This window comes from Actinomyces dentalis DSM 19115, from assembly GCF_000429225.1.
GTDB classification, from domain to species: domain Bacteria; phylum Actinomycetota; class Actinomycetes; order Actinomycetales; family Actinomycetaceae; genus Actinomyces; species Actinomyces dentalis.
Genome location: NZ_AUBL01000054.1, coordinates 1 through 23,574 on the forward strand (window position 1 = coordinate 1; position 23,574 = coordinate 23,574).

Below are 23,574 nucleotides of genomic sequence, written 5' to 3' on the forward strand. Positions count from 1 at the left end.
CCTCCCCGGCGGTGGTGGCCACCGTCTTGAGGCGCTTGCCGTTGCGCCTGTTGGTGCGCTCCGGCGTGCGCTCGTAGCGCTGCGCGCCGATCACGGCGGCGGCCTCGGCGTCGACCAGGTCCTGCAACCCGGCCTGGAGCAGGCGCCGGAAGACCTCGTCGTGAGCAAGATCGGGGTCGGCCAGGACTTCCCGGATCAGCGTGGACACGGCAGACTGGTGACTGGGCATCGTGGGTGCACTCCTTGTGAATCTTGGTCGAAGAACTGGGGCTCCCACGATGCCCCCACCCGTGCCGACGACCCCGGGCGGAAGCCCCGCGGGAATTGCCACCACACTAAGAGACGCACCCCCGGAATCGGCGTCATTGCGCCATTTCTGCGATCCGCTGCCCCGGGGCGGAGGGGTAAAGTCACGCGGGAGCCACCTTTTGACATCGTCGGGCCGACGGCGCCCCGCCGGATCCGCTCGGCGCGCCCCGGCTGCCCGGCGGAAAACCGGTGCTCCTGCCGGGATCCGGTCAGGATCCTGCCGGGACCGGCCGGATCCGCCCGCACGGGCGCCCATGCGGCGCCGGTGCGCCGCCCGCGCGCCGCCATCGCCCCCGGGCACACTGGACCCGTGCCCGACTTCACCGTCCCCGCCTCCGTCCGCGCCATCCTGCTCGACATCGACGGAGTCCTCGTCGACCACCGCTCCGCCGCCGACGCCGCCTCCTGGCAGTGGGCCCGCGCCCTGCTCGGCTGGGAGCTCGGCCCGCAGGAGACCGCCGAGCGCTGGGAGGCCCTCGACCGGAAGCACTTCACCCGCTACCAGCACGGCGAGCTCGACTTCGACGAGCAGCTGCGCGCCCGGATCCGCGACTTCGTCCCCGGCGGCGCCGACATCTCCGACGCCGAGGCCGACGCCCACATGGCCGCCTACCGCTCCATCTACCGCAGCCTGTGGAGGGCCTACGACGACGTGCCCGACTTCCTGGCGCGCCTGCGCGCCTGGCAGGGGCCCGACGCCGGTGGCAACCGGACTCGCGCCGACACCGGCCGCACCCGCGCCGTCGCCTACCTCACCAACGGGGACGAGGCGCAGCAGCGGGACAAGCTCGACGCGGTCGGCGCCCTGGTGGAGGGCTGGCCCGTCCTGGCCTCCAAGCAGCTGGGCGCGACCAAGCCCGACCCCGCCGTCTTCCGCGCCGCCTGCGCCCGACTGGGGGCCGCGGAGCCGCAGACCCTCATGATCGGCGACGAGGCCTGGTCCGACATCGACGGCGCCACCGGGGCCGGCCTGGTCTGCGTCCACCTGCGCCGTTCGCCGTCGGCGCCGGTCCGCGATGTGCCGTGGGTGGACACCCTGGCGCGGATCGGCCTGTCCTGAGCGCGGGGACGCGGGCAGGGCGAGCTGCGTGGTGCCGAGGGCGACGTATGGCCTGTCCTGAGCGCGGGGCTCGGTCGCTGGCCCCCGCCCGCCCCGGCCCCGGGGAGAGGCGCCCGGGCCGTGCGGACATGGCCCTATGCCGGGCGGGCACTGCTCACCACCTACGGCCTCCCCGGGGCGGGCGCGGACATGGCACCATGGCGCCATGGCACTGTCCAAGAAGCTCCTCAGCCGTGATGAGGTCATCGTCCGTCACATGCACACCCACCCCAAGGTCCTCCTGTGGCGGATCCTGTTGGAGATACTCCTGCTCGCCGTCGGCATCGTGGCCAGCGTCATGGCGCCCGGGGACTGGGGGGCGTGGGTGCACCTGGCGGTCTGGGCGGTGATCCTGGTGATCAGCTTCCCGCTGTTCCTGATCCCCTGGCTGCGCTGGTCGACGAAGACCTACACGGTGACCTCCAAGCGGATCATCACCCGCTCGGGCATCTTCAACAAGGTGGGCCACGACCTGCCGCTGAGCCGCATCAGCGACGTCCAGCACGACTCCTCGATCACGGACCGCATCTTCGGCGCCGGCACGCTCAGCCTGCAGACCAGCTCGAACGACCCGCTCCTGCTGGAGGACGTCCCCAAGGTCGAGATGGTCCAGGTGGAGATCTCCAACCTGCTGTTCAACGACGTCCAGGGCGCCGTCGACGCCGATCCCGACGACTGAGACGGCCGCATGCCGCGCCGCGGCCGGGCGGGGCGGGCGGTTCGACGCCGTCCCCGGTGTGCAACCACCCACCTCCGGCCCCCTCGGCGCCACGCCTTGACCGCCCGGCCGCCCCGGCCGAGTACCGTCGACGTCATGACCGCCCGCTTCGCCGCCCCCGCCGCCTGCCCGACAGGTCGGGACACCTCCCCGGACGCCCTCCGGGACGTCCCCGGGACGACGACGCCCGCCTCCCCGCCCGCGCCCCGCGCCACCGCCGAGCAGGCGGCCGCCCTGCGCCGGGACCTGGAGGCCACCGGCTGGGGCGTCGACTCGGTGCACCACCTCCTGGGGGACGCGGCCGACGCCGCCCTGCGCCGCGAGATCCGCCTGCCGGCCCTGCGCGCCCTGCGCCGGGCGCTCGACGAGGACCGCGCCGCTGGCGCCGCCCCCAACCCCACGGCCGTCCTCACCGCCCTGTTCATGCTCGGCCAGACCGTCTCCGTCGCCGAGCTCGACTCCGCCCTGCGCCGCACCCGCACCCGCGGGGCCCTGGCCATGGGGCTGGTCGAGCCCGCCCCCGACGCTGGCGCCGGCGCCGCCCCCCGCGTGCGCGCCCTGGTCGACCTGCGCCCCCACGAGGCCCGCGACGAGACCGGCGACGTCCGCTGGTGGATCGCCTCCGACCTCGGCGAGCTCGCCACCGGCGCCCCCCTGGCCCCCGACCACGTCCTGGGCATCGGCGGCGCCGGCCTGGCCCTGGCCGCCCTGACCCCCCGCCGCCCCGTCGCCGCCGCCCTCGACCTGGGATGCGGCTGCGGCATCCAGACCCTCTACCTGCTGCGCCACGCCGACCGCGTGACCGCCACCGACGTCTCCGAGCGCGCCCTGGCCTTCACCGCCTTCAACGCCGCCCTGGCCGCCGTCGGCCCCGACCGCCTGGAGCTCCTGGCGGGCTCCCTCCTGGAGCCCGTCGCCGGCCGCCGCTTCGACCTGATCGTCACCAACCCGCCCTTCGTCCTCACGCCCCCGGCCGTGCGCGAAGCGGGCCTGCCCCTCATGGAGTACCGCGACGCCGGCCGCCCCGTCCTGCCCGGCCTCGTCGCGGGCCTGGGCGAGCACCTGGGCGTCGGCGCCGCCGCCGTCATGCTCGGCAATTGGGAGCACCGCCGCGGCCGGGACTGGCGCCGGGACGTGGCCGGCTGGGTGCCCGACGACCTGGACGCCTGGGTCGTCGAGCGCGAGGCGCAGGACCCGGTCGAGTACGCCGCCCTGTGGCTGCGCGACGGCGGGCTCGCCCCCGAGCGCGACCTGCCCCGCTTCGAGGCGGCCCTGGAGGCCTGGATCGCCGACTTCGAGGCCCGCGGCGTCGAGGGCGTCGGCCTGGGCTACCTCATCGTCCACCGCCCCGACCCCGACTCCGACGGCGCGCCCCGCGCGCCCTGGCGCGTCCTGGAGAAGGTCGCGACGCGCCCCGCCGGCCCGCTGGGCGAGCACGTGGCCCGCTGCCTGGAGGTGCGCAGCGGCCTGGCCGCCATGGACGACGACGCCGTGGCCGGGCTGCGCCCCGTCACGGCCCCCGACGTCACCGAGGAGCGCCACCTGTGCCCGGGCGCGAGCGAGCCCGACGTCATCCTCATCCGCCAGGGCGGGGGCTTCGGACGCGTCGTCGAGGCGGACGCGGCCCTGGCGGCCCTGGTCGGGGTGGCCGACGGCGAGCTCTCGGTCGCCCAGATCGCCACCGCCGTCGCCGCCCTGACGGGGGCGGACGAGGCGGCCCTGCGCGCGCGGATGGTGGCGGCGACCAGGTCGCTCGCGGCCGAGGGGTTCGTGGATCTATGACGTCCGCGCGCCCCGACTCGCCCCCGCCGCGCCGCCCGGCGCCCGCCGGGGACGGGGACGCCCCCGCCCCCGGGGAGTCCCGGCTGGCCCGGCTCGGCTCGCGGCGCCGACGGGTCGCCCGGCGGCGCCGGCAGCGCCTGCTCGGCGGCCTGCTCGCCGTCGTCGGCTTCGCCGCGGTGGCCCTGATCTGGTACCTGTTCGTCTTCACCGAGACCGGCCAGCTCATGGAGCACGCGGCGCTGGTGGGCTCGCGCATCGGCTCCCGCTTCGTCTCCGCCCAGGCCCGCACGCTGCTGCACGTGGTCTCCCTGCCGGCGGCGGTGGCGCTGGTCCTGCTCATCCTGGTGGTGGGCCTGTGGCGGGGCAGTCGCCGCCGCGGCGTGTGGGCCGCGGCGGCGGTGGTGGCGACCAACGCCAGCGCCCAGGTGCTCAAGTACTGGGCGCTGGCGCGGCCCGACTACGGCCTGTCCCAGCGCTCCGACGGCGGCAACACCCTCCCGTCGGGCCACACGGCCCTGGCGGCCTCCGCCGCGGTCGCCCTCATCCTGGTGGCGGGGCCGCGCTGGCGCTCGTTGTCCGCGTGGGTGGGGGCGCTGTTCACCGCCGCCATGGGCTATTCGACGCTCGTCAACCAGTGGCACCGCCCCGGCGACGTCATCGCCGCGATCCTGCTGGCGGCCGCCTGGGGCTGCGCGGCCATCGCCTGCGGCGCCTGGAGGAGGGACGTCGACGGGGGGCTGGAGCCCGTCCGGCTCACCGGCCTGGGCTCGCTGGCCCTCCTCGGAGTCGTGTGCGCGCTCGTCGGCGCGGGCCTGGAGGTGCGCACGTGGCGCGACGCCGCCGAGCTGGCGGGCCGCACCGACACCTTCCTCGCCTACGCGGCGGGCTCGGCGGGCACGCTCGCCGTCGCCTGCCTGTCCATGGCGGCGATCGCGGCGCTGACCTCGGTCGGCTCCGGGCGGCGCTGAGGCGGCCCCGCCCACCAGCGGCGGACGGCGCGGGTCAGGACCGCCCCGGCCAGGCAGACCACGACGAAGACGGTCGTTCCGAGGGCCTCGGCGCCGGTCGGGGCGACGGCGCGGGTCAGGGCGAGGGCGAGCGCGCCGGCGGCCAGGCCGGCCGCGGCGTCGGGGGCGGTGGCGCGCAGGAGGCGCGGATCGGTGCGGCGGGGCCGGGGCGGGTGCGGAGTCGTCATGGGCCGAGTCCACCGGGGGCCGCTGTGGCGGGCTCCGGCGGCGACTGTGGCCGGGCTGTGGCGCGGCCGACGCCGCCGCGGGGGTTCTGGGCCGGACCCGCGGGTCCGGCCCGGTCAGGGCGGGTCCGGCCCGCCGCGGCGGTCCCGGGGCGGCCGGCCGGGCCGCAAGCCCCGGCCCGGCCGGGATGGGCCGCAAGCCCCGGCCCGGTCGGGGCGGGCCCGGCGGCCCGATCGGACCCCGGCGGATCGTCCGGTCGAATCGTGGTTCCGGTCACGGTTTCATCGCTACCCTGGCCACATGACCGATGAGCTCCTCTCCCAGTCGCTTTCCGCGGCGCCCGCGGGCGAGCCCGCCGACGCCCCCCGCCTCGACCCCGACCTCGCCGACGCCGCCCGACGCCTGGCGGTGCGCGGCACCGTCCTGCTGCGCAACGAGCACGACGCACTCCCCCTGGACCCCGCCGCGCCCGTCGCCGTGCTGGGCCGGGTCCAGAAGGACTGGATCGCCGTCGGCTACGGCTCCGGCGGCGACGTCAACCCCCCGTACGTCACCAACCTCCTCGACTCCCTGCGGGAGGGTGGCGTCGCCGTCGACGCCACCCTCGCCGCCCTGACCGAGGCCTGGTGCGAGGCCAACCCCGTCGACCCCGGCACCGAGTGGGGCCGCTGGCCCCTGAGCTTCCCCGAGATGCCGCTGGACGAGGGGCTGCGCGACGCCATCGCCGCCGCCGCGGCCCGCGCGGCCACCGCCGTCGTCGTCATCGGGCGGGCCGCCGGGGAGGACCGCGAGTCCGCCCTCGAACCGGGCTCCTACTACCTCACCGACGACGAGCGCGCCCTCCTGGAGGCCGCCGCCGGGGCCTTCGAGCGCACCGTCGCCGTGGTCGTGACCGGCAATGTCATCGACCTGTCCTGGGCCGAGGAGCTGGGCGTGGACGCCCTTCTGCTGGCCTGGTGCGGCGGCATGGAGGGCGGGCGCGCCGTCGCCCGCATCCTGGCCGGCGCCGACGAGCCCGGCGGCCGCCTGCCCGACACGATCGCCCGCCGCTACGAGGACTACCCCTCCGCCGGCCACTTCGGCGACCCGCAGGCCAACGACTACGTCGAGGACGTCTTCGTCGGCTACCGCTACTTCGAGACCTTCGCCCCCGACGCCGTCCTCCACCCCTTCGGGTTCGGCCTGGGCTACACCACCCACGAGATCACCGGCGGGGCCCCGACCGCCGGCGACGACGGCGTGAGCGTGCGGGCCGGCGTCCGCAACACCGGCGGGCGGCCCGGCTCCGCCGTCGTCCAGCTCTACGTCTCCAAGCCCGACGGCGCCCTGAGCCAGCCCGCCCGCGAGCTCGTCGCCTTCGCCCGCACCGAGGCCCTGGAGCCCGGCGCCGCCCAGACGGTCGAACTCGACGTGCCCTGGCGCGACCTGGCCTCCTACGACGACTCCGGGGCCACCGGCCACCGCTTCGCCTGGGTGCTGCCCGCGGGGACCTACACCTTCCACCTGGGCGCCGACGTCCGCTCCGCCCGGCCGATCGGCGCCGTCGAGATCGCCGACACCCGCGTCCTGCGCCGCCTCGAGCAGGCCGCCGCCCCCAGTCCCGACCACCCCTTCCAGCGGATGACCCGCCGGACGGGGCCCGACGGCGCGGGCGCCGTCGGGTGGGAGCCCGTGCCCGTCAGCGAGGTGGACCTGCGCGAGCGGATCCTGTCGCGCCTGCCCGCGGCCCTGCCCGCCCCCGCCGGCACCGCCGACGGCGCGGCCCCCTCCTTCGCGTCGGTCCTGGACGGGACGATGGGCCTGGAGGACTTCGTCGCCCTCCTGGAGCCCGGCGACCTGGCCGCCCTGGCCTACGGCGACATCGAGATGGACTCCCCGCTGGGCGCCCCCGGCAACGCCGGCGCCTTCGGCGGCGTCACCGAGCGCCTGCGCTCCCTGGGCGTCCCGCCCGCCATCACCACCGACGGCCCCTCCGGCATCCGCCTGACCGCCACCGCCTCCCTCCTGCCGTGCGGCACGGCGCTGGCCTCCACCTGGGACCCCGGCGCCGTGCGGGCCATGGCCGCCCTGCACGGGCGGGAGATGGCGGCGCTGGGCTCGGAGGTCCTCCTCAGCCCCGGCATGAACATCCACCGCGACCCCCTGTGCGGGCGCAACTTCGAGTACTTCTCCGAGGACCCCCTCCTGACCGGCTCGCTGGCCTCAGCGGTCGTGACCGGGGTGCAGTCCACGGGCCGGGCCGCCTGCCCCAAGCACTTCGCCGCCAACAACCAGGAGACCAACCGGATCTTCGCCGACTCGCGCGTGTCCGAGCGGGCGCTGCGGGAGATCTACCTGCGCGGCTTCGAGATCGTGGTGACCACGGCGGCCCCGCAGGTGATCATGACCTCCTACAACAAGATCAACGGCGTGTGGGGGCACTACCACTACGACCTGGTCACCACCATCGCGCGCGGCGAGTGGGGCTACGAGGGCCTGGTCATCACCGACTGGTGGATGCGCATGGCCCCCGACCCCGACTTCCCGGCCCTGCGCGACAGCGCCTACCGGGTGCGCGCCGGGGTCGACGTGCTCATGCCCGGCGGGGACGCGCACTTCTCGACCACCCGCGACGACGCCATCATGGACTCCTACCGGGCCGAGGACGGGATCACCCTGGGGGAGATGCAGGCCGTCGCGCTGCACGTCCTGCGCTTCCTCGCCGACCGGGCGCGGGCCTGAGGGCCGGGCCGGCCCCGGGTCCGGCCGCCCGCGCGCCGCTCCGGCCGGGGCGGGCCCGGGTCCGCAGGCCCGGCTCGGGCGGCGGGTCCGCCCCGGCCGCGCGGGCCGGTCAGGAGGCGGGCAGGGTGACGGTGAAGGTCGTGCCGTGGGCCTGCGGGCTGGCCGGGTCGTCCCCGGCCCTCACCGAGTCCACCGTGAGCGCGCCGCGGTGGGCCGTCACAATGGCCAGGGCGATGCTCATCCCCAGTCCCGTCGAGCCCGTGCGGCGCTCGCGCGAGGCGTCCGCGCGGGCGAAGCGCTCGAAGATGCGGTCGCGCACGGCCGGGTCGATGCCCGGCCCGTCGTCGCCGATGGTGATGACCCAGGTCCCCGCCGCGTCCGACGGCGCCGCCGGGGCCCCGCCCGCAGCCGGGTCGACGGCCGGCGTCGCGCCCGGGTCCGCCGCGCCCGCGCCTGGTCCGCCCGCCGCGCCCGGGCCGCGCAAGATCCGGGTGGTCACGCGCGTGCCGGGCGGCGTGTGGACGCGGGCGTTGGCCAGGAGGTTGACCAGGACCTGGCGCAGTCGCGCCTCGTCGCCCACCACGAGCGGGGGCTCGCCGCCCGCGTCGTCCGCTCCGTCCCCGCCGTCGGCGCCCTCCGCACCGTCGTCGTCCTCCGCGCCATCGTCGTCCTCCGCACCGTCGTCGTCCTCCGCGCCGCCCTCGCCGTCGGGCGAGCCCAGCGCCGACAGGTCCAGCTCCCAGACGTGGTCCGGGCCGGCGGCGCGGGCGTCGGCGACCGTGTCCAGGAGAACGCCCAGCAGATCGACCTCCCCGCGGCGCAGCTCGCGCCCCGCGTCCAGACGCGCCAGCAGCAGCAGGTCCTCCACGAGGCCGGTCATGCGCACCGACTCGGAGTGGACCCGCTCCAGGGCGTGCGTGGCCTCCTCGGGCAGGGCGGCGCCCGCGCCCTCCCGGGCAATGAGCTCGGTGTAACCGCGGATCGAGGCCAGCGGCGTGCGCAACTCGTGGGAGGCGTCGGCCACGAACTGGCGCACCTGCGTCTCGCTGCGCTGGCGGGCGGACAGGGCCTCCTCGACATGCCCCAGCAGTGTGTTGAGGGCCGCGCCCACCTGGCCGACCTCCTGGGAGGAGTCCAGGTCGGCGTCCGCCACGCGCTCGCGGATCCGCACCTCGCCGCTGGCCAGGGGCTGGGAGGCGACGCGCTCGGCGGTGGCGGCGACCCGTTCCAGGGGCGCCAGCGAGGAGCGGACCATCGCCCGCCCGGCCAGGGCGGCGGCGGTGGCGCCCAGGAGCGCGATCATGATCTCGATGAGCAGCTGGGTGCGCACGAGGGCGTTGTCGCCGGCCATGGACAGGCCCGTCACGACGAGGTCCCCGCTCTTGGAGTCCCTGCTCGCCACGACCCGGTAGTCGCCGAGGGAGGAGATGGTCACGGTCACGGGCTCGCCGGTGGGCTCCAGGGACAGCAGCGCCCGCGTCTCCGCCTCGGACAGGCTCTGGTAGAGGCCGCCCGAATCGATGTAGCCGGCCGCGACGGCCGGGGAGCCGGCGGCGCCGGAGGAGATGATGGTCAGGGTGCCGGTGGACTGCCCGGGGGCGTCCAGCCCCGCGGGCACGGGGCGGTCGGGCTTGTCCGCCCCGCCGGGGTCGTCGGACCGGTCCGCCCTGCAGTTGTCGTCGCCGGCGCTCTTGCCGGCGGCCTCGTGACGGCGGGCGGCGGCGCGATCGGAGGCGGCGACCAGCTTCTCGTCGAGGCGCTCCATGAGGGTGTGGCGCAGCGCGAGGGTGGAGAAGGCGCCCACGAGGGCGGAGGTGATGAGGACCAGGCCGAGGACCCCCGCGACCAGCCGGGCGCGCAGGCTGCGCCGTCGGACCGCCGGATCGAAGCGGGCGGGCACGGCGCTCAGGCGCCCTGCTGGGGGGCGGGGCGGTGCGGCTCCACGGGTTTGAGGACGTACCCGACGCCGCGCATGGTGTGGATCATGGGCTCGCGGCCCTTGTCGATCTTGCGGCGCAGGTAGGAGATGTAGAGCTCGACGATATTGGCCTGGCCGCCGAAGTCGTAGTTCCACACCCGGTCCAGGATCTGGGGCTTGGACAGGACGCGGCGCGGGTTGCGCATGAGGTAGCGCAGCAGCTCGAACTCCGTGGCGGTCAGGTGGATCGAGTCCTCGCCGCGCCACACCTCGTGGGAGTCCTCGTCCATGGTCAGGTCCCCGACGCTCAGGATGTGGTCCTCCCGCTCGGCGCCGGCCCCGGAGCGGCGCAGCAGGGCCCGCAGTCGGGCCACGACCTCCTCCAGGGAGAAGGGCTTGGTCACGTAGTCGTCGCCGCCGGCGGTCAGTCCGGCCACGCGGTCCTCGACCGCGTCCTTGGCGGTGAGGAACAGCACGGGCACGGACGGCCGGCGGCCGTGGATGCGGCGCATGACCTCCAGGCCGTCGAAGTCGGGCAGCATGATGTCGAGCACGACGACGTCGGGCTCGATCTCCCGGGCGATCCGCACGGCGGCGATGCCGGTGCCGGCGGTGGTGACCTCCCAGCCCTCGTAGCGCAGCGCCGAGGCGAGGAGGTCTGCCAGCATCTGCTCGTCGTCGACGACGAGGACCCGGACGGGGGACCCGTCGGGGCGCGTCAGGGTCTCGGTGGAGGAGGTGCTCATGGGTCCGGATTGAACACGGACTGCCTGTGACTGCGCTGTGCGTCCGCGGACGGTTTCGCCGCTCCGGCCCCACCGCGCCGCCCGGACCCCTACACTGTGCGCGTGAGGCCTTGGCTATGAGATGCCGCACTTGTAATCGAATTGTGTCCTTCCCGGCCAATTTCGACATGCGCCGGGCGCGGCGCCTCGGCCAGTCTTAGGTCTGACCCAACCCATCCCTACTACCCGTCCGGATACCGCATGGAGACCATTCAGGGCGACGAGCGCCTCTTCGACGTCGACGACGTCTTCTTCTCGACCACCGACACCAAGGGTGTCATCCGTGGGGCGAACAACACCTTCATCACCCTCGCGCGCCATCCGCGCGAGGAGATGATAGGCGCCCCTCACAACATCATCCGCCACGACGACATGCCCGCCGGCGTCTTCAAGCTCATGTGGGACGACCTCGAGGCCGGCCTGCCCGTGTGCACCTACGTCCTCAACAGGGCGGGCGACGGCCTGGACTACTGGGTCTTCGCCACCGTGACCGCCGTCGAGGACGGCTACGTCTCGGTGCGCACCAAGCCGCTGGACCAGGACGCCTTCGCCACCGTCCGCGAGATCTACCAGCGGGTGCGCGCCATCGAGCGCGAGTGCATCGCGCAGGGCCTGCCCAGGCGCAAGGTCGCCGAGAGGGGCGCGCAGGCGCTCCTGGCCGAGCTCGAGACCCTCGGCTACGGGAGCCTGTCCGCCTTCGGGCGGGCCGCCCTGCCGCAGGAGGCCCAGCTCCTCCTGCGCGCCGGCGTGCGGGTGCCCGTGCGCGAGAGGTCCGACGACGCCGCCGACCGCATCCTCGAGCTGGCGCGCACCATCGAGCACGACTCCGACACCCTCGTGGGCCAGGTCGGCGGCTACCGCGAGCTGCTCGCGGGCCTGGGCGGCTGGATGGAGCAGTCCCCCGCCATCATCCGGCGGGCCCGGCGCACGGGCGAGCTGGTCGCCATGTTCGACAGCCAGGACGCCGAGTCCTCGGTCCCCGACGTGTCCGAGCGGGTCTCGGAGCGCACGGCCCGCGCCGTCGAGCAGCTCGGGGGGCTGACCTCCACGGTGGGCGCGCTCGTGTCCGCCGTCGCGCAGCTGAGCTTCCGCGCCTCGCTCATGCGCCTGCACACCCTCGTGCTGGGCATCTACGCGGCCGCCGTCGTCGACGGCACCGAGGACGACGTGCCGCGGGCCATGACCGAGCTGAGCCACGCCCTGGCGGAGGACCTGGCGGACATCGGCCCGGTTTGCAACGCGATTGTGACCCGCAGCGACGAGCTCGACGAGCTCATGCGCTCGGTCGTCTCCGACCTGGACCGGACCCGCCGTCCCTTCGACCGCTGGCTGCGGGCCCTGCAGGACGAGCACGCCTCGCTGCGCGAGGGTGTCGAGGGCGACGTCCTGGCCCTGCTCGGCGAGGCGGAGCGCCTGTCCGAGGCCGGGTTCCCCGAGATGTCGGCCCTGGCGACCCTGGCCGCGCGCTGCCGTGGCTTGGACTTCTCTTACAACTCGGATGCGATGCAGGGCACGATGGCGGCGGTGGCCGACGCCATTGGCGATCTGGTATAACTGACGGCTGGCGGTTTGGTGTGTTTCGCTAGTCCTCACGAGGTAGTCAGGAGCGTATGAGGTGGAGTCGCAAATCGGCTACGAGCGGTTCTTCGACCCCGATGACATCTTCTTCTCGACCACGGACGCGAAGGGGGTCATTCAGCGGTCGAACCGCACCTTCGACTCGCTGTCGAGGTACACGCGCGAGAGGCTGATGCGCTCGCCCCACAACATCATCCGGCACCTCGACATGCCGGCCGGCGTCTTCAAGCTCATGTGGGACGATCTTCAGGCGGGCCTGCCCGTGTGCGCCTACGTGATCAACCGCGCCGCCGACGGCCTGGACTACCGGGTCTTCGCCACCATCGTGCCCATCCCCGGCGGCTATCTGTCGGTGCGCACCAAGCCGATGAACACCCGGACGCAGGAGGCCGTGCAGGCCGTTTACCGGCGGGTCCGCTCCCGCGAGCGCGAATTCGCCGCGCGCGGCTCCTCGCGCAGGCGGGTCGGCGAGCTGGGCGCCGAGGAGCTGACCCGCGAGCTCGACGCGCTGGGATTCGACAGTCTGCACGCCATGACCCTGGAGACCCTGCCCCACGAGGTCTCCGCGCTGGTCTCCGCCGGGGTGCGGGTGCCCGCCCCGCCCGCCGTGGAGGGCCCGGTCACCCAGATCCTCACGATCGCCGGGCAGATCGAGAGGGAGACCAACCTCCTGGTGTTCCAGCTCGAGGAGTACCTGCGTCTGCTCACCTCCCTGGCCGCCGCCAAGGGGGTCATGCTCGACGTCGCGGGCCGCACCGAGTCCTACGCGCGCCTGGTGGGCGGGCGCGAGCTCAAGATGGCGGACAAGGCCGATGCGATGGCCTACCAGATCATCGAGGTCTCCGAGAAGGTCACCCCGGCGCTGCGGGGCCTGCCCGAGCGCATGTCCGGCCTGCAGGAGCTGGTGCTGGAGCTGCGCTTCACCGTGGCCCTCATGCGCCTGCTCACCCTCATGGTGGGGCGCTTCGCCCGCTCCGTCCTGGACGGCAGCGAGGAGGAGCCCGTCGGCTCCATGAACGACCTGTGCGCGGCCCTGGACGCGGGCTTCGCCCGGCTCGGCCCGCTGTGCAAGGAGGTCGAGCAGGGGGTGGCCGCCATGGACTCCGAGCTGCGCGAGGTCACGCCGGCCCTCGACCGCGCCGTCATCCGCCTGCGCCGGTGGGTGGACCGCGACGGCGGCGGCAGGGTCTCCGCCGAGGTCCTGGCCGAGGCCCGGGCCCTGGCCGAGCGGGGCACCCCCGAGGTGCGGGACCTGGCCTCCCTGGCGGCCGAGTGCCGCGGGCTGCACCTGCCCTTCGACGAGGAGATCATCTCCCAGCGCCTGGAGCGCCTGCGCGCCCTGCTCGTCGAGATCAGCTGATCCGCGGGCCCGGCCGGCTGCGGTTCACGGCCGGCTGACCGGCCGGCCCGCGGGTCGATCCGCCCGCGGGCCGGCCCGTCCTCCCGCCCGATCCGCCCGTGCGGCCGGCGGGAATGGCCGCGGCGGCGGCCGGTGTGGGTTACAGTCTGCGTGCCCCCGACCCGCGCGTCGCCGCGTCCACGCCGTCGGACCCACACCCGAGGAAGGCAGCCGTGTCCACCAAGCTCGTTATCGTCGAGTCCCCCAACAAGGTCCGGTCCATCGCGGGCTACCTCGGACCCGATTTCGACGTCGAGGCCTCCGTCGGGCACATCCGCGACCTCGCCCAGCCCTCCGAGTTGCCCGCCGCGCAGAAGAAGGGGCCGTACGGCAAGTTCGCCGTCGACGTCGAGGACGGCTTCAAGCCCTACTACGTCATCAACCCGGACAAGAGGAAGACCGTCGCCCAGCTGAAGCGGGCCCTGAAGAACGCCGACGAGCTCTACCTGGCCACCGACGACGACCGGGAGGGCGAGGCCATCGCCTGGCACCTCAAGGAGGTCCTCAAGCCCACCGTGCCGGTTCGCCGGATGACCTTCACGGAGATCACCAAGGAGGCCGTCACCCGGGCCCTGGGCGCCACCCGCGACATCGACACCGATCGCGTCGACGCCCAGGAGACCCGCCGCATCCTCGACCGGCTCGTCGGCTACGAGATCAGCCCGGTGCTGTGGCGCAAGGTCCGCGCCGGCCTGTCCGCCGGGCGGGTGCAGTCCGTGGCCACGCGGCTGGTGGTCGAGCGCGAGCGCGAGCGCATGGCCTTCGTGACCGCCGGCTACTGGGGGGTCGAGGCCCGGCTCGCCGCCGGCGTCGACGGGGCCGGGGCCGCCGGGGCGGATGCGGCGGACGGCGTCGCCGGGGCCGACGCCGTTGCCGGACCTGCCGGGGCCGCAGGACCCGACGGGGCCGCCGGGACGCCCTTCACCGCCCGCCTGACCTCCCTCGACGGGCGCCGGGTGGCCACCGGCCGGGACTTCACCGACGCCGGCGTGCTGCGCCCGGCCGCCGTCAAGGCCGCCGTCGTCCACCTGCACGAGGCCGGGGCGAGGGCGGTGGCCGACGCCGTCATGCGCTCGCGCCCGCGGGTGAGCGGCGTGGAGGACAAGCCCTACCGGCGTCGTCCGGCCGCGCCCTTCACCACCTCCACCCTCCAGCAGGAGGCCTCCCGCAAGCTGCGCATGAACCCGCGCGAGACCATGCGGGTGGCCCAGGGCCTGTACGAGAACGGCTTCATCACCTATATGCGCACCGACTCCACGGTGCTGTCCGGGCAGGCCGTGGCGGCCGCCCGCGCCCAGGCGGCCGAGCTCTACGGGGCCGAGTACGTGCCCGCCAAGCCGCGCGTCTACGCCACGAAGACCAAGAACGCCCAGGAGGCGCACGAGGCGATCCGCCCCGCCGGGGATCATTTCCGCACTCCGGCGCAGGTCGCTGGCTCCCTGACCGGATCCCAGTTCCGCCTCTACGAGCTCATCTGGAAGCGCACGGTCGCCTCGCAGATGGCCGACGCCGTCGGCTCCACCGCCACCGTCCACGTGGAGGTGCCGCTGGCCGGGGCCGGCGCCGGAACCGGCCGGAGTGCGGGGGCGCAGCGCGCCGACGCCCGGGGTGCCGCCACCCGGGACGCCGACGCGGCCCCGGCCTTCTCCACGGCCGACTTCACGGCGTCGGGCACCGTCATCACCTTCCGCGGGTTCCTCGCCGCCTACGAGGAGGGGCGCGACGCCGAGCGCTACGAGTCCGAGTCCGGCGGGCGGGAGCAGGGGCGGGACGGCGGGGACGCGCGCCTTCCGGCGATGAGCGCCGGCGAGGAGCTCGCCGCCCTGGGCGCCGAGGCCGCCGGCCACGAGACCACCCCGCCGCCGCGCTACACCGAGGCCTCCCTGGTCAAGGCGCTGGAGGAGCGCGAGATCGGCCGGCCCTCGACCTACGCGTCCATCATGTCCACCATCGCCGACCGCGGCTACGTCGACCACCGCGGCCAGGCCCTCGTGCCGACCTGGCTGGCCTTCGCGGTCACCCGGCTGCTGGAGGAGAATTTCACCGAACTGGTCGACTACGACTTCACCGCCTCCATGGAGGCCGACCTCGACCGCATCGCCGCCGGGCGGGAGGACCGGGTCGCCTGGCTCACCCGCTTCTACTTCGGGGACCGGGCGCGCTCGACCGGCGCTCTCGCGGCCGACGACGTGGTCGCCGCCGAGGCCGAGCAGGGTCTGAAGGCCATGGTGGAGAACCTGGGCGAGATCGACGCCCGCGCCATCAATTCCATAGAGATCGGCGAGGGCATCACCCTGCGCGTGGGCCGTTACGGGCCCTACCTGGAGGATGCGGAGGGCAAGCGCGCCAACGTGCCCTCCGACGTCGCCCCCGACGAGCTGACCGTGGCCAGGGCGCGCGAACTATTCGCCCGGGCCGCCGACGACGGCCGCGAGCTGGGGACCGACCCGGCGACGGGGCACACGATCGTCGCCAAGGACGGGCGCTACGGGCCCTATGTCACCGAGGTCCTGCCCGAGCCCGCGGCGGAGGACGGTGCGGGGACTCCGGCACGGGACGCGCAGGGCGCCGGGTCGACCGGGCGGACCAAGTCGACCGGGGCGACCGGAACGACCGGGGCGAAGAGGCGCGGGGCGCGGAAGGCGGCCGCCCCCAAGCCCCGTACGGCCTCCCTGTTCAAGAGCATGGACCTGTCGACGGTGACCCTGGACCAGGCCCTCGACCTGCTGAGCCTGCCGCGCGTGGTGGGCCGCGACGCCGAGGGCGTGGACATCACCGCCCACAACGGCCGCTACGGGCCCTACCTGAAGAAGGGCACGGACTCGCGCTCCCTGGACAGCGAGGAGGAGCTGTTCACGGTGACGCTGGATAAGGCCCTGGAGCTCTTCGCGCAGCCCAAGCGGCGCCGCGGCCAGGCGGCCGCGCGCGGGCCGCTGCGCGAACTGGGGACGGACCCGGAGTCCGGGCGACCGGTGGTCATCAAGGACGGGCGCTTCGGCCCCTACTTCACCGACGGCGTCACGAATGTGACGCTGCGCCGCGGCGACGACCCGGCGACGGTGACTCCCGAGCGCGCCTACGAGCTGCTGGCGGAGAAGCGCGCCAAGGGCCCCGTCAAGAAGCGCACGACCCGCAAGAAGACGGCCAAGACGACTAAGACGACCAGGACGTCGGCCAAGACGGCCAAGGCGACGGCCAAGAAGACCACGGCCGCGGCGGAGAAGTCGGCCAAGGCGACGCCCGGGAGGCCGAAGGCCGCGGGCAGGGCGACCAAGGCCGCGGCCGAGAAGCCGTCCTGACGGGGGCGGCCGGGCCCGCCATACTCTCCGTCCGTGATGTGGTCCCAAACGTCCACGAGCGTCTGGCGCGGCGAACCTTGTGGGCCCTCCGTCCGTGACGGAGCTCCGGGGCCTCCAGGGGCCCTCGTCTTCAGGACGTTGACCGCGGCGAGGTCCGCCCGAGCGGTCCGTCCGACGGAGTGCACCGCGGTCCGGGGTGCGGTGCCGCGAAAAGGTGGCTCCCGCGTATCTTTAAGGCCGCTCACTCCGGTCGAACCTGACGGGATCGGCGTCATTCCGCCGTTTTGCGATCCGCGACTGAGGGGCTGGGGCTTTAAAGATACGCGGGAGCCACCTTTTTCCGGGAAGGTTGTTCAGGGGTGGTTTTGAAGGCGTGGGGCGTGAAGGTCGTGGTGGCGGTCTGCTCGGGCGGGTCCTCCTCGTCCGGAGGGTTGTTGCGGAGGCGTCCGGGTGCGTGTCCCGGTGTGATGCGCGGAGCCGTTGAGGGCGGTGGGGCGCGGGGGCCGGCCGTGACGGTCTGCCCGAGTCGCCTCCGGGTGCGGCGGGATCGGCGGGTCGGGCGGCGACGGCGGGTCGGGCGGCGACGGCGGGTCGGGCGGCGACGGCGGTGACCGCCCCTGCGTGAAGTGGGGAAAGCGGCCGACGGCTCCCCGCTCACCGGTGAGGCTCCTGCGGGATCGCTGCGGTCGCGAACCTGCGACAGTTCGGCGACAGTCTCGGGATAACAAGCCGGTAATGTGTACACCATACAACCCATCCACTGATTCCTGAGAGGAACTCGCCATGCGCCTTTCCAAGATCGTTCTCGCCGGCGCTGCCACCGTGGCCCTGTCCCTGTCGCTGGGCGCCTGCTCGTTGTCCGTCAACGACGCTGGCTCCGCTTCGCCAAAGGCCTCTCAGGCCCAGGGCTCGGACGCCGGCTCCACCGGCGCCCAGGGCTCGACCGGCACCGGCAACACCGGCAGCACTGGCAGCACCGCAGGCGGCGCCACCGGCTCGACCGGCTCCAACAACCCCACCGGCAGCCCCACCGGCTCCGGCGACCACGACGGCGACGACGATGACGACGCCGAGGACGCCCCCATCACCAACGCGGCCTGGAAGGAGATCCTCGACAAGGGGGAGCGCCAGACGGTCTTCGGCAGCTATGCCGTCCAGGGCTCGGGGACGACCCTCAACCTGGTCGGCGACCTCGACATGCTCACGGTCCAGGGCGCCGAGAACACCATCGCCGCCGATGACGTGGACACCCTCATCATCCAGGGATCGGACGTCACGGTCTACGCCCGCGACATCGACCACCTCCAGATCCAGGGCTCCAACGTCACCGTCCACTGGCTCGGGGACGACCCCGACATCCAGGACCTCGGCGCCAACAACACCACCGGAAGGCTCACCCAGTGACATCGGTGAATCCGGCGGTCCGCCCGTGATGCGGCCCGCCGCACCGGCCTCGTCGTCGGTCCCATCACCGGCCTCGTCGTCGGCCACGGTCCTGCTGGTCGACGACGAGGCCCCCATCCGCAATTCGCTGGGCCCCTACCTGGAGCGCAGCGGCCACCGCGTCCTCCTGGCCGGCGACGGCGTCGAGGCGCTCGACCTGCTGGGCGCCTACGACGTCGACATCGTCGTCACCGACGTGCTCATGCCCCGCATGGACGGGCGCGAGCTCGTGCGCCGGCTCAGGGCCGGCGGGACCTGGACGCCGATCATCATGCTCACCCAGCTCGACGCCTCCTACGAGCGCGTCTCCGCCCTGGACGACGGCGCCGACGACTACCTGTCCAAGCCCTTCGACCCGGCCGAGTTGGCCTCACGCATCCGCGCGGTCCTGCGCCGCACCCGCGGGATGAGCCAGCCGCTGACGGCGGCGGCGCGCCTGGTGGCCGGCGACCTCGTCCTGGAGCGCGCCAGCCGCCGCGTCGAGCTGGCCGGGCGCGAACTGAACCTGACGCCCAAGGCGGTCACGCTCCTGGACTACCTCATGAGCCACCCCGGCGAGCTCCACACCCGTGACGCCCTCCTGTCGGCCCTGTGGGGCATCGACTTCGCCTCCTCCACGCGCGCCGTCGACCACCGCATCCGCGAGATCCGCCGGGCCCTGGGCGACAACGCCTCCGAGCCGGTCTACATCGAGACCGTCCCCTCGGTCGGCTACCGGTTCCGCGCGCAGGTCCACGCATGAGCCGACGGCGCCGCCCCGCCCGGGCGGAGCGGGCCCCGGGGGCGGGCCCGGACCGCCCGGAGGCCCGCCCGGGCGGAGCGGGGGGCGGGGTCGTAGGCAGTCGCGGCGGCAGCGGGGAGGCCCGCCCGGGCGGGGCGGGGCGGCTTCGCCCCCTGATGGCCTGGCTCGTTGCCGTCGGGCTCCTGGCCGTCGTCGTCCTGGGCCTGCGCCTGGGCGCCGGCAACATCGAGCTGCTCGTGCGGGCGCCCCTGTGGCTCGTGACCGCGCAGGCCGGCGGGCTGGTCCTGGGCGCGGCCGCCCTCGTGGCGGCGGTGCGGGCGCGGGGGGTGCGGGACGCCCGCCTGGCCCGCGCCCGCAGCGAGGAGGCGGCCCGGACCCGGCACCGCCAGTTCCTGCGGCGCCTGGACCACGAGCTCAAGAACCCCCTGACGGCGGTGCGCGCCGCCGTCGCCGACGCCTCGCCGGGGGCCCCGCCGGGCGTCGTCGTCAATCTGGAGGTCGTCGACGCCCAGTCGCGGCGCATGAGCCGCCTGCTCACCGACCTGCGCAAGCTCGCCGAGTTGGAGACGGCGTCCCTGGCCCTGGAGGACGTCGACCTCGCCGAGACGGTGACCGACGCCGTCGACGCCGTGGTGGAGGAGGCGGCCGGGCGCGGCGCGGCGGTGCGGCTGCGCCTCGACCTGCCCCGGGTGCCCTGGCCCCTGCCCCATGTGCGCGGCGACGGCGACCTGCTCTACTCGGCCGTCTACAACGTCGTGTCCAATGCGGCCAAGTACACCCCGCCCGGCGGCGTCGTCGAGGTGCGCGGGCGCGAGGAGCACGGGGTGGTGACGATCGAGGTGGCCGACACCGGCATCGGCGTGCCCGAGGCGGATCGCGAGCTCGTCTTCCGCGAGCTCGGGCGGGCCGCCAACGCCCAGGGCCTGCCGGGCTCGGGGCTGGGGCTGTCGCTGGTGCGCACCATCGCCCAGCGCCACGGCGGGACGGTGCGCATGGCCTCCCGCGAGGGCGTGGGCACCCGGGTCTGGCTCGCGCTGCCCGTGGCCGGGCCGCCCGACGGCGGGCCTGTCGCATGATTGCGACACCGGGGCGACGGGGCTGCGACGGGGGCGGATATAGGTTTCGAGTGCGAGGAGCTGGGCCGTCGGGGACGACGGCGACCGGCTCCGACGATTCGCAAAGCCCTGCGAATGAACCCCGTGACCGACCCGGCCCAAGCCGATCCGACCCCAAGCCAGCCCGACCCGGCCCAAGCCGGCCCAAGCCTGCCCGGCCCGACCCGATGATGGAGAACTCCCATGGCACTGAAGATTCGCGCCGCCCGCGCCGCCCGCACCGATAGCGTCGCCGATGTCGCTGGCGCCGCCCGCGCCGCCCGCGCCGCCCGCGCCGCCTATGCCGCCGCCCGTACTGCCCGTAGTACCCGCACCGCCCGTGCGCTGCGCACCGGCGTCGCCCTCCTGGCCGTCCTCGGCCTGGCGGGCGTGAGCGCGTGCGAGGTGAGCCTGTCCGCCAGCGATTCCGCCACCACCGCGCCCGCGGGCGGCTCCCGGATCGCCACCGCCGAGGCCACCGGGGACGTCTCGATCAGGGTCGAGGCCACCGGGACCGGTGCGCCCTCGGCCGGCGCCCCGCAGTCCGAGGCGCCCACGGCCGGCGCCTCCGGGCCGGGCTCGGCGCCCGGTGCGGGGATCATGCCCACGACCGGCCCGCGCGATTCCGCCACCGCCGGTTCGGGCGGTTCGAGCGGTCGCGCTGGCGCGGGTTCGGGCGGGGGCGCCGGCTCGGGCGCGGCGGCGTCGGACTGCTCCTGGCTCGATGAGATGGCCTCCTCCGCCACCCTCGTCTCCGCCGACTCCGACACCTACCGGATCGACCAGGTCAACAAGGCCATCCGGATCCAGGACGACCTGACGACGCTCACCGTCTCGGGGTCGAACACGACCGTCTACGTGAACCGCGTCGACAACCTCGTCATCGACGGCGCCAACGCCAAGGTTTACGTCTGCTCCGTGAACACCGTGACGGTCGACTCCGAGGCCGGCAACGCCACGGTCGAATGGGGAGGCAGCGTCGCCCCCGTCGTGCGCGACTCCGGGGCCAATACCGACGTCGTCCCCCACCGCGACTGACCGGCGCCCGACGCTCCGGTCCGGGGCCGGCTGCGCCGGGGCCCGCCGGGCCCGATACTGCACTCACCCGGCCCCGCGCCTCCCACATCCGCACGATCCCGATACCCATTTCACCCGGCCCCGCGCCTCCCGTCCGACCCGACCTTAAGCACCGCCCGACTCCCGCATCCGCCCGACCCGATCGGCGTCGTCGTCCCGCGATGGCGCGACGCCGAATGAAACCGACCGTCAAAGGTGAACAACCATGCAGCATCCCCATTCCCGGTCCCAGCGCCTCCGCCCGGTCCTGGCCCTCGCCGTCGTCCTCTCCCTCGCCGTGACCGCCTGCTCGGGCGGCGCCGACACCGCCGGAGCCCCGGCCTCGGCGCCCGCCCCGGCCTCGGCCGCGCAATCGGAGACGCCGGCCCCGAGCGGGGGCGCCACCGCGGCTCCGAGCGGGACCGCCACCGCGACCCCCACCACCGACAGCAAGTACGCCGTGCCCGGCTACGCGGAGGGGCAGATCCCGCCGGTGCCGCTGTTCGCCCTGCCCGACCTGTCCCTCCTGACGGCGTCGACCGGCGTCTTCACCCCGGACCTGACCAGGAAGCTCGCCTCCCGCCCGGGCATCACCGTCTCCCCGGCCCGCTGCGACCAGAACGGCGTTTTCAACGGCGGGTCCACCGTCGTGGGGGGTGACGGATCCTCTGTGACCAACAACGGCGACGGCTCGGGCACCTACGATAACTCGCACACCGGTGAGTCCATCGCCAATAACGGCGACGGGTCCGGCACCTACCGCAATGGCGAGGTCACCATCACCAACAATGGCGACGGGTCCGGCACCTACCGCGACAGCAAGACCACGATCGCTGTCAACGGCGACGGGTCGGGCACGTACCGCGACGATGTGATCACCGTCGCCATCAATGGGGATGGGTCGGGCACCTACAACAACTCGCGCACCGGTGAGGCCATCGCCAATAACGGCGACGGATCGGGCACCTACCGTGACAATGAGATCACCATCGCCAATAACGGCGACGGGTCGGGGAACTACACCAATTCCCGGACGGGCCTGTACGTCAGGAATGACGGCCGCGGCGAGGCTTATATCAAGATCGACGACGGCGAGCTGCGCACGGTCAAGGCCGATCCCCTGCCCCCGGTCAAGCCCCTGGGGAACTTCCCCACTCTCGACGCCATTCGGCCGATCGAGTCCTGCGGAACCGTCATCACGTTGGAGGACGGGCTGCTGTTCGACTTCGGGTCCTTCCAGGTGCGCGCGGACTCCGCCGAGACCATCTCGGAGCTGTCGGTGCTGCTCAAGGAGGCCGGGGCGCCGACGGCGCACATCTACGGCCACACCGACTCGGTCTCCGACGACGCCTTCAACCAGACCCTGTCCGAGCAGCGGGCCCAGGCGGTGGTCGAGGCGCTCAAGGCCAACGGCGTGTCGACGAGCCTGGACGCGACCGGCTTCGGCGAGACCAGGCCCGTGGCGCCCAATGAGAACTCGGACGGCTCGGACAACCCGGCCGGTCGCCAGCTCAACCGCCGCGTGGAGATCTTCATCCCCGTCTTCTGAGTCGGCGCCCTCCGGGCCGCGGCCTTCCGGACTGCCGCCCGCCTCGGCGTCGACACCACCGCCCTGCGCGTCCCCGCCCCCGGGGGCGGGGACGCGCAGACGACCGTCGTGACCACCACGCCGCCGGCTGGATCGTCCTGGGCTTTGTAGAGGTTTGGTTATGCTGCGGCCTTTCGCTGTCGGATGTGTCTGGTCAGTGTCCTTGGGCTTCTTCGGCGTCGTCGGTGAGGTAGGTGATGGTGCGCACGATGTCGAAGGGCGGGGTGGTCTCGGTGGTGGTGATGGTGCCCTGGACGGGTCGGGGTGAGCCTCCGTCGGGGGTGAGGGTGGCGGTCCAGGTGGTGGTCAGGGTGATGGTGACGGCGGTGGCGGTGCGCTGGTAGCGGTGGGCGATGGTGTGGTGGGGGTAGGGGGCTCCGGGGTCGGTGGTGGTCGTGGTGGTGCCGTCGCCCCAGTCGAAGGCGTAGGCGGTGGGGGTGGCGGTGACGGTGACGGGGGTGTTGGCGACGGTGGTGGTGATGGTGCGGGTGTCGGGGCTGGTGTAGGCGATGACGTCGAGGGTGATCAGGGCCTGGGGTCCGGGGGGCTGGCGGTGCAGGCCGGATCCGTCGACCAGGAGGGCGGCGGCGTCGGTGGCGGTGATGGTCACCGTGGTCGGGGGCTCCCCTCCTGCGCCGCCGCCGGGGTCGGGTGCGGCGGGGGCGAAGAGGCATGAGAGGGAGTACAACTCCCTGAGGCCCACTTCGCCCAGGTAGCAGAGCCCCGCGGCACCGCCGTCGGCGCCGTCGGCGGATGCGGTGGCGGCCCCGTCGCCGTCTGCGCCGCCGGTGCGCGGGGTCCCGGTGTCCGGCCGGCCGGGGGACTGGACCTGCGTCCTGGTGGTGCCGGT

General features: G+C 74.2%; 17 protein-coding genes and 1 pseudogene. 13 read left to right on the plus strand and 5 right to left on the minus strand.

All coding sequences use genetic code 11. The features are described from left to right. On the minus strand, window positions 1-229 hold a 229-nt coding region (locus tag G446_RS20385), incomplete at its 3' end, for a transposase (protein WP_211228293.1). A gap of 390 nt (window positions 230-619) precedes the next feature. Here G446_RS20385 and G446_RS20390 point away from each other — a divergent pair. From G446_RS20390 to G446_RS0111435, 4 genes are all read left to right on the plus strand, one after another. Then, window positions 620-1,369 carry an HAD family hydrolase gene (locus G446_RS20390; protein ID WP_169721289.1) on the plus strand — a complete coding sequence of 250 codons (750 nt, stop codon included), beginning with the start codon at window positions 620-622 and terminating at the stop codon, window positions 1,367-1,369. A gap of 205 nt (window positions 1,370-1,574) precedes the next feature. Further along, window positions 1,575-2,087: a PH domain-containing protein gene (locus G446_RS0111425; protein WP_026410239.1), complete on the plus strand. Its 513-nt coding sequence runs from the start codon at window positions 1,575-1,577 to the stop codon at window positions 2,085-2,087. A gap of 135 nt (window positions 2,088-2,222) precedes the next feature. Further along, entirely contained in the window at window positions 2,223-3,908 is a 1,686-nt protein-coding gene (locus G446_RS0111430; protein WP_026410240.1) for a DUF7059 domain-containing protein, read from the plus strand. Then, window positions 3,905-4,876, plus strand: a complete 972-nt coding sequence (locus G446_RS0111435; RefSeq protein ID WP_084779202.1) for a phosphatase PAP2 family protein — start codon at window positions 3,905-3,907, stop codon at window positions 4,874-4,876. The genes G446_RS0111430 and G446_RS0111435 overlap by 4 nt, the downstream gene beginning before the upstream one ends. Here G446_RS0111435 and G446_RS0111440 read toward each other — a convergent pair. After that, window positions 4,783-5,103 (minus strand): hypothetical protein, encoded by a 321-nt coding sequence (locus G446_RS0111440; RefSeq protein ID WP_026410242.1) that lies wholly within the window; start codon window positions 5,101-5,103, stop codon window positions 4,783-4,785. The two genes, G446_RS0111435 and G446_RS0111440, sit on opposite strands and share 94 nt — an antisense overlap. Window positions 5,104-5,401: 298 nt before the next feature. Here G446_RS0111440 and G446_RS21355 point away from each other — a divergent pair, with 298 nt between their 5' ends. Next, window positions 5,402-7,822, plus strand: a complete 2,421-nt coding sequence (locus G446_RS21355) for a glycoside hydrolase family 3 protein (protein WP_034470283.1) — start codon at window positions 5,402-5,404, stop codon at window positions 7,820-7,822. Window positions 7,823-7,931: 109 nt separating this feature from the next. Here the strand turns inward: G446_RS21355 and G446_RS0111450 are convergent, their stop codons facing one another. Together G446_RS0111450 and G446_RS0111455 are read right to left on the minus strand one after the other, a co-directional pair. Beyond that, window positions 7,932-9,722, minus strand: a complete 1,791-nt coding sequence (locus G446_RS0111450) for a sensor histidine kinase (RefSeq protein ID WP_026410243.1) — start codon at window positions 9,720-9,722, stop codon at window positions 7,932-7,934. Between the two features lie 5 nt (window positions 9,723-9,727). After that, entirely contained in the window at window positions 9,728-10,486 is a 759-nt protein-coding gene (locus G446_RS0111455) for a response regulator transcription factor (RefSeq protein WP_026410244.1), read from the minus strand. A 240-nt stretch (window positions 10,487-10,726) separates the two neighbouring features. Between G446_RS0111455 and G446_RS0111460 the strand changes: the two genes are divergently transcribed. The 8 genes from G446_RS0111460 (at window position 10,727) to G446_RS0111495 (ending at window position 22,685) form a co-directional block, all read left to right on the plus strand. Then, window positions 10,727-12,079 (plus strand): PAS domain-containing protein, encoded by a 1,353-nt coding sequence (locus tag G446_RS0111460; RefSeq protein WP_026410245.1) that lies wholly within the window; start codon window positions 10,727-10,729, stop codon window positions 12,077-12,079. Between the two features lie 61 nt (window positions 12,080-12,140). Continuing rightward, window positions 12,141-13,463 carry a PAS domain-containing protein gene (locus G446_RS0111465; RefSeq protein ID WP_026410246.1) on the plus strand — a complete coding sequence of 441 codons (1,323 nt, stop codon included), beginning with the start codon at window positions 12,141-12,143 and terminating at the stop codon, window positions 13,461-13,463. A gap of 212 nt (window positions 13,464-13,675) precedes the next feature. Further along, window positions 13,676-16,801 (plus strand): type I DNA topoisomerase, encoded by a 3,126-nt coding sequence (topA, locus tag G446_RS0111470; protein WP_026410247.1) that lies wholly within the window; start codon window positions 13,676-13,678, stop codon window positions 16,799-16,801. A gap of 783 nt (window positions 16,802-17,584) precedes the next feature. Then, window positions 17,585-18,205 (plus strand): DUF3060 domain-containing protein, encoded by a 621-nt coding sequence (locus G446_RS0111475; protein WP_026410248.1) that lies wholly within the window; start codon window positions 17,585-17,587, stop codon window positions 18,203-18,205. A gap of 28 nt (window positions 18,206-18,233) precedes the next feature. Further along, entirely contained in the window at window positions 18,234-18,986 is a 753-nt protein-coding gene (locus G446_RS0111480) for a response regulator transcription factor (protein WP_034470285.1), read from the plus strand. A 155-nt stretch (window positions 18,987-19,141) separates the two neighbouring features. Then, entirely contained in the window at window positions 19,142-20,062 is a 921-nt protein-coding gene (locus G446_RS0111485) for a sensor histidine kinase (protein ID WP_034470288.1), read from the plus strand. 222 nt (window positions 20,063-20,284) lie between these two features. Next, on the plus strand, window positions 20,285-21,118 hold the full coding sequence (locus G446_RS0111490) for a hypothetical protein (RefSeq protein ID WP_026410251.1): 834 nt from the start codon (window positions 20,285-20,287) through the stop codon (window positions 21,116-21,118). A gap of 244 nt (window positions 21,119-21,362) precedes the next feature. Continuing rightward, window positions 21,363-22,685 (plus strand): OmpA family protein, encoded by a 1,323-nt coding sequence (locus tag G446_RS0111495; RefSeq protein ID WP_026410252.1) that lies wholly within the window; start codon window positions 21,363-21,365, stop codon window positions 22,683-22,685. Window positions 22,686-22,878: 193 nt separating this feature from the next. Here the strand turns inward: G446_RS0111495 and G446_RS20395 are convergent. Further along, window positions 22,879-23,574 (minus strand): annotated as a pseudogene (locus G446_RS20395) (hypothetical protein); the annotation flags it as partial.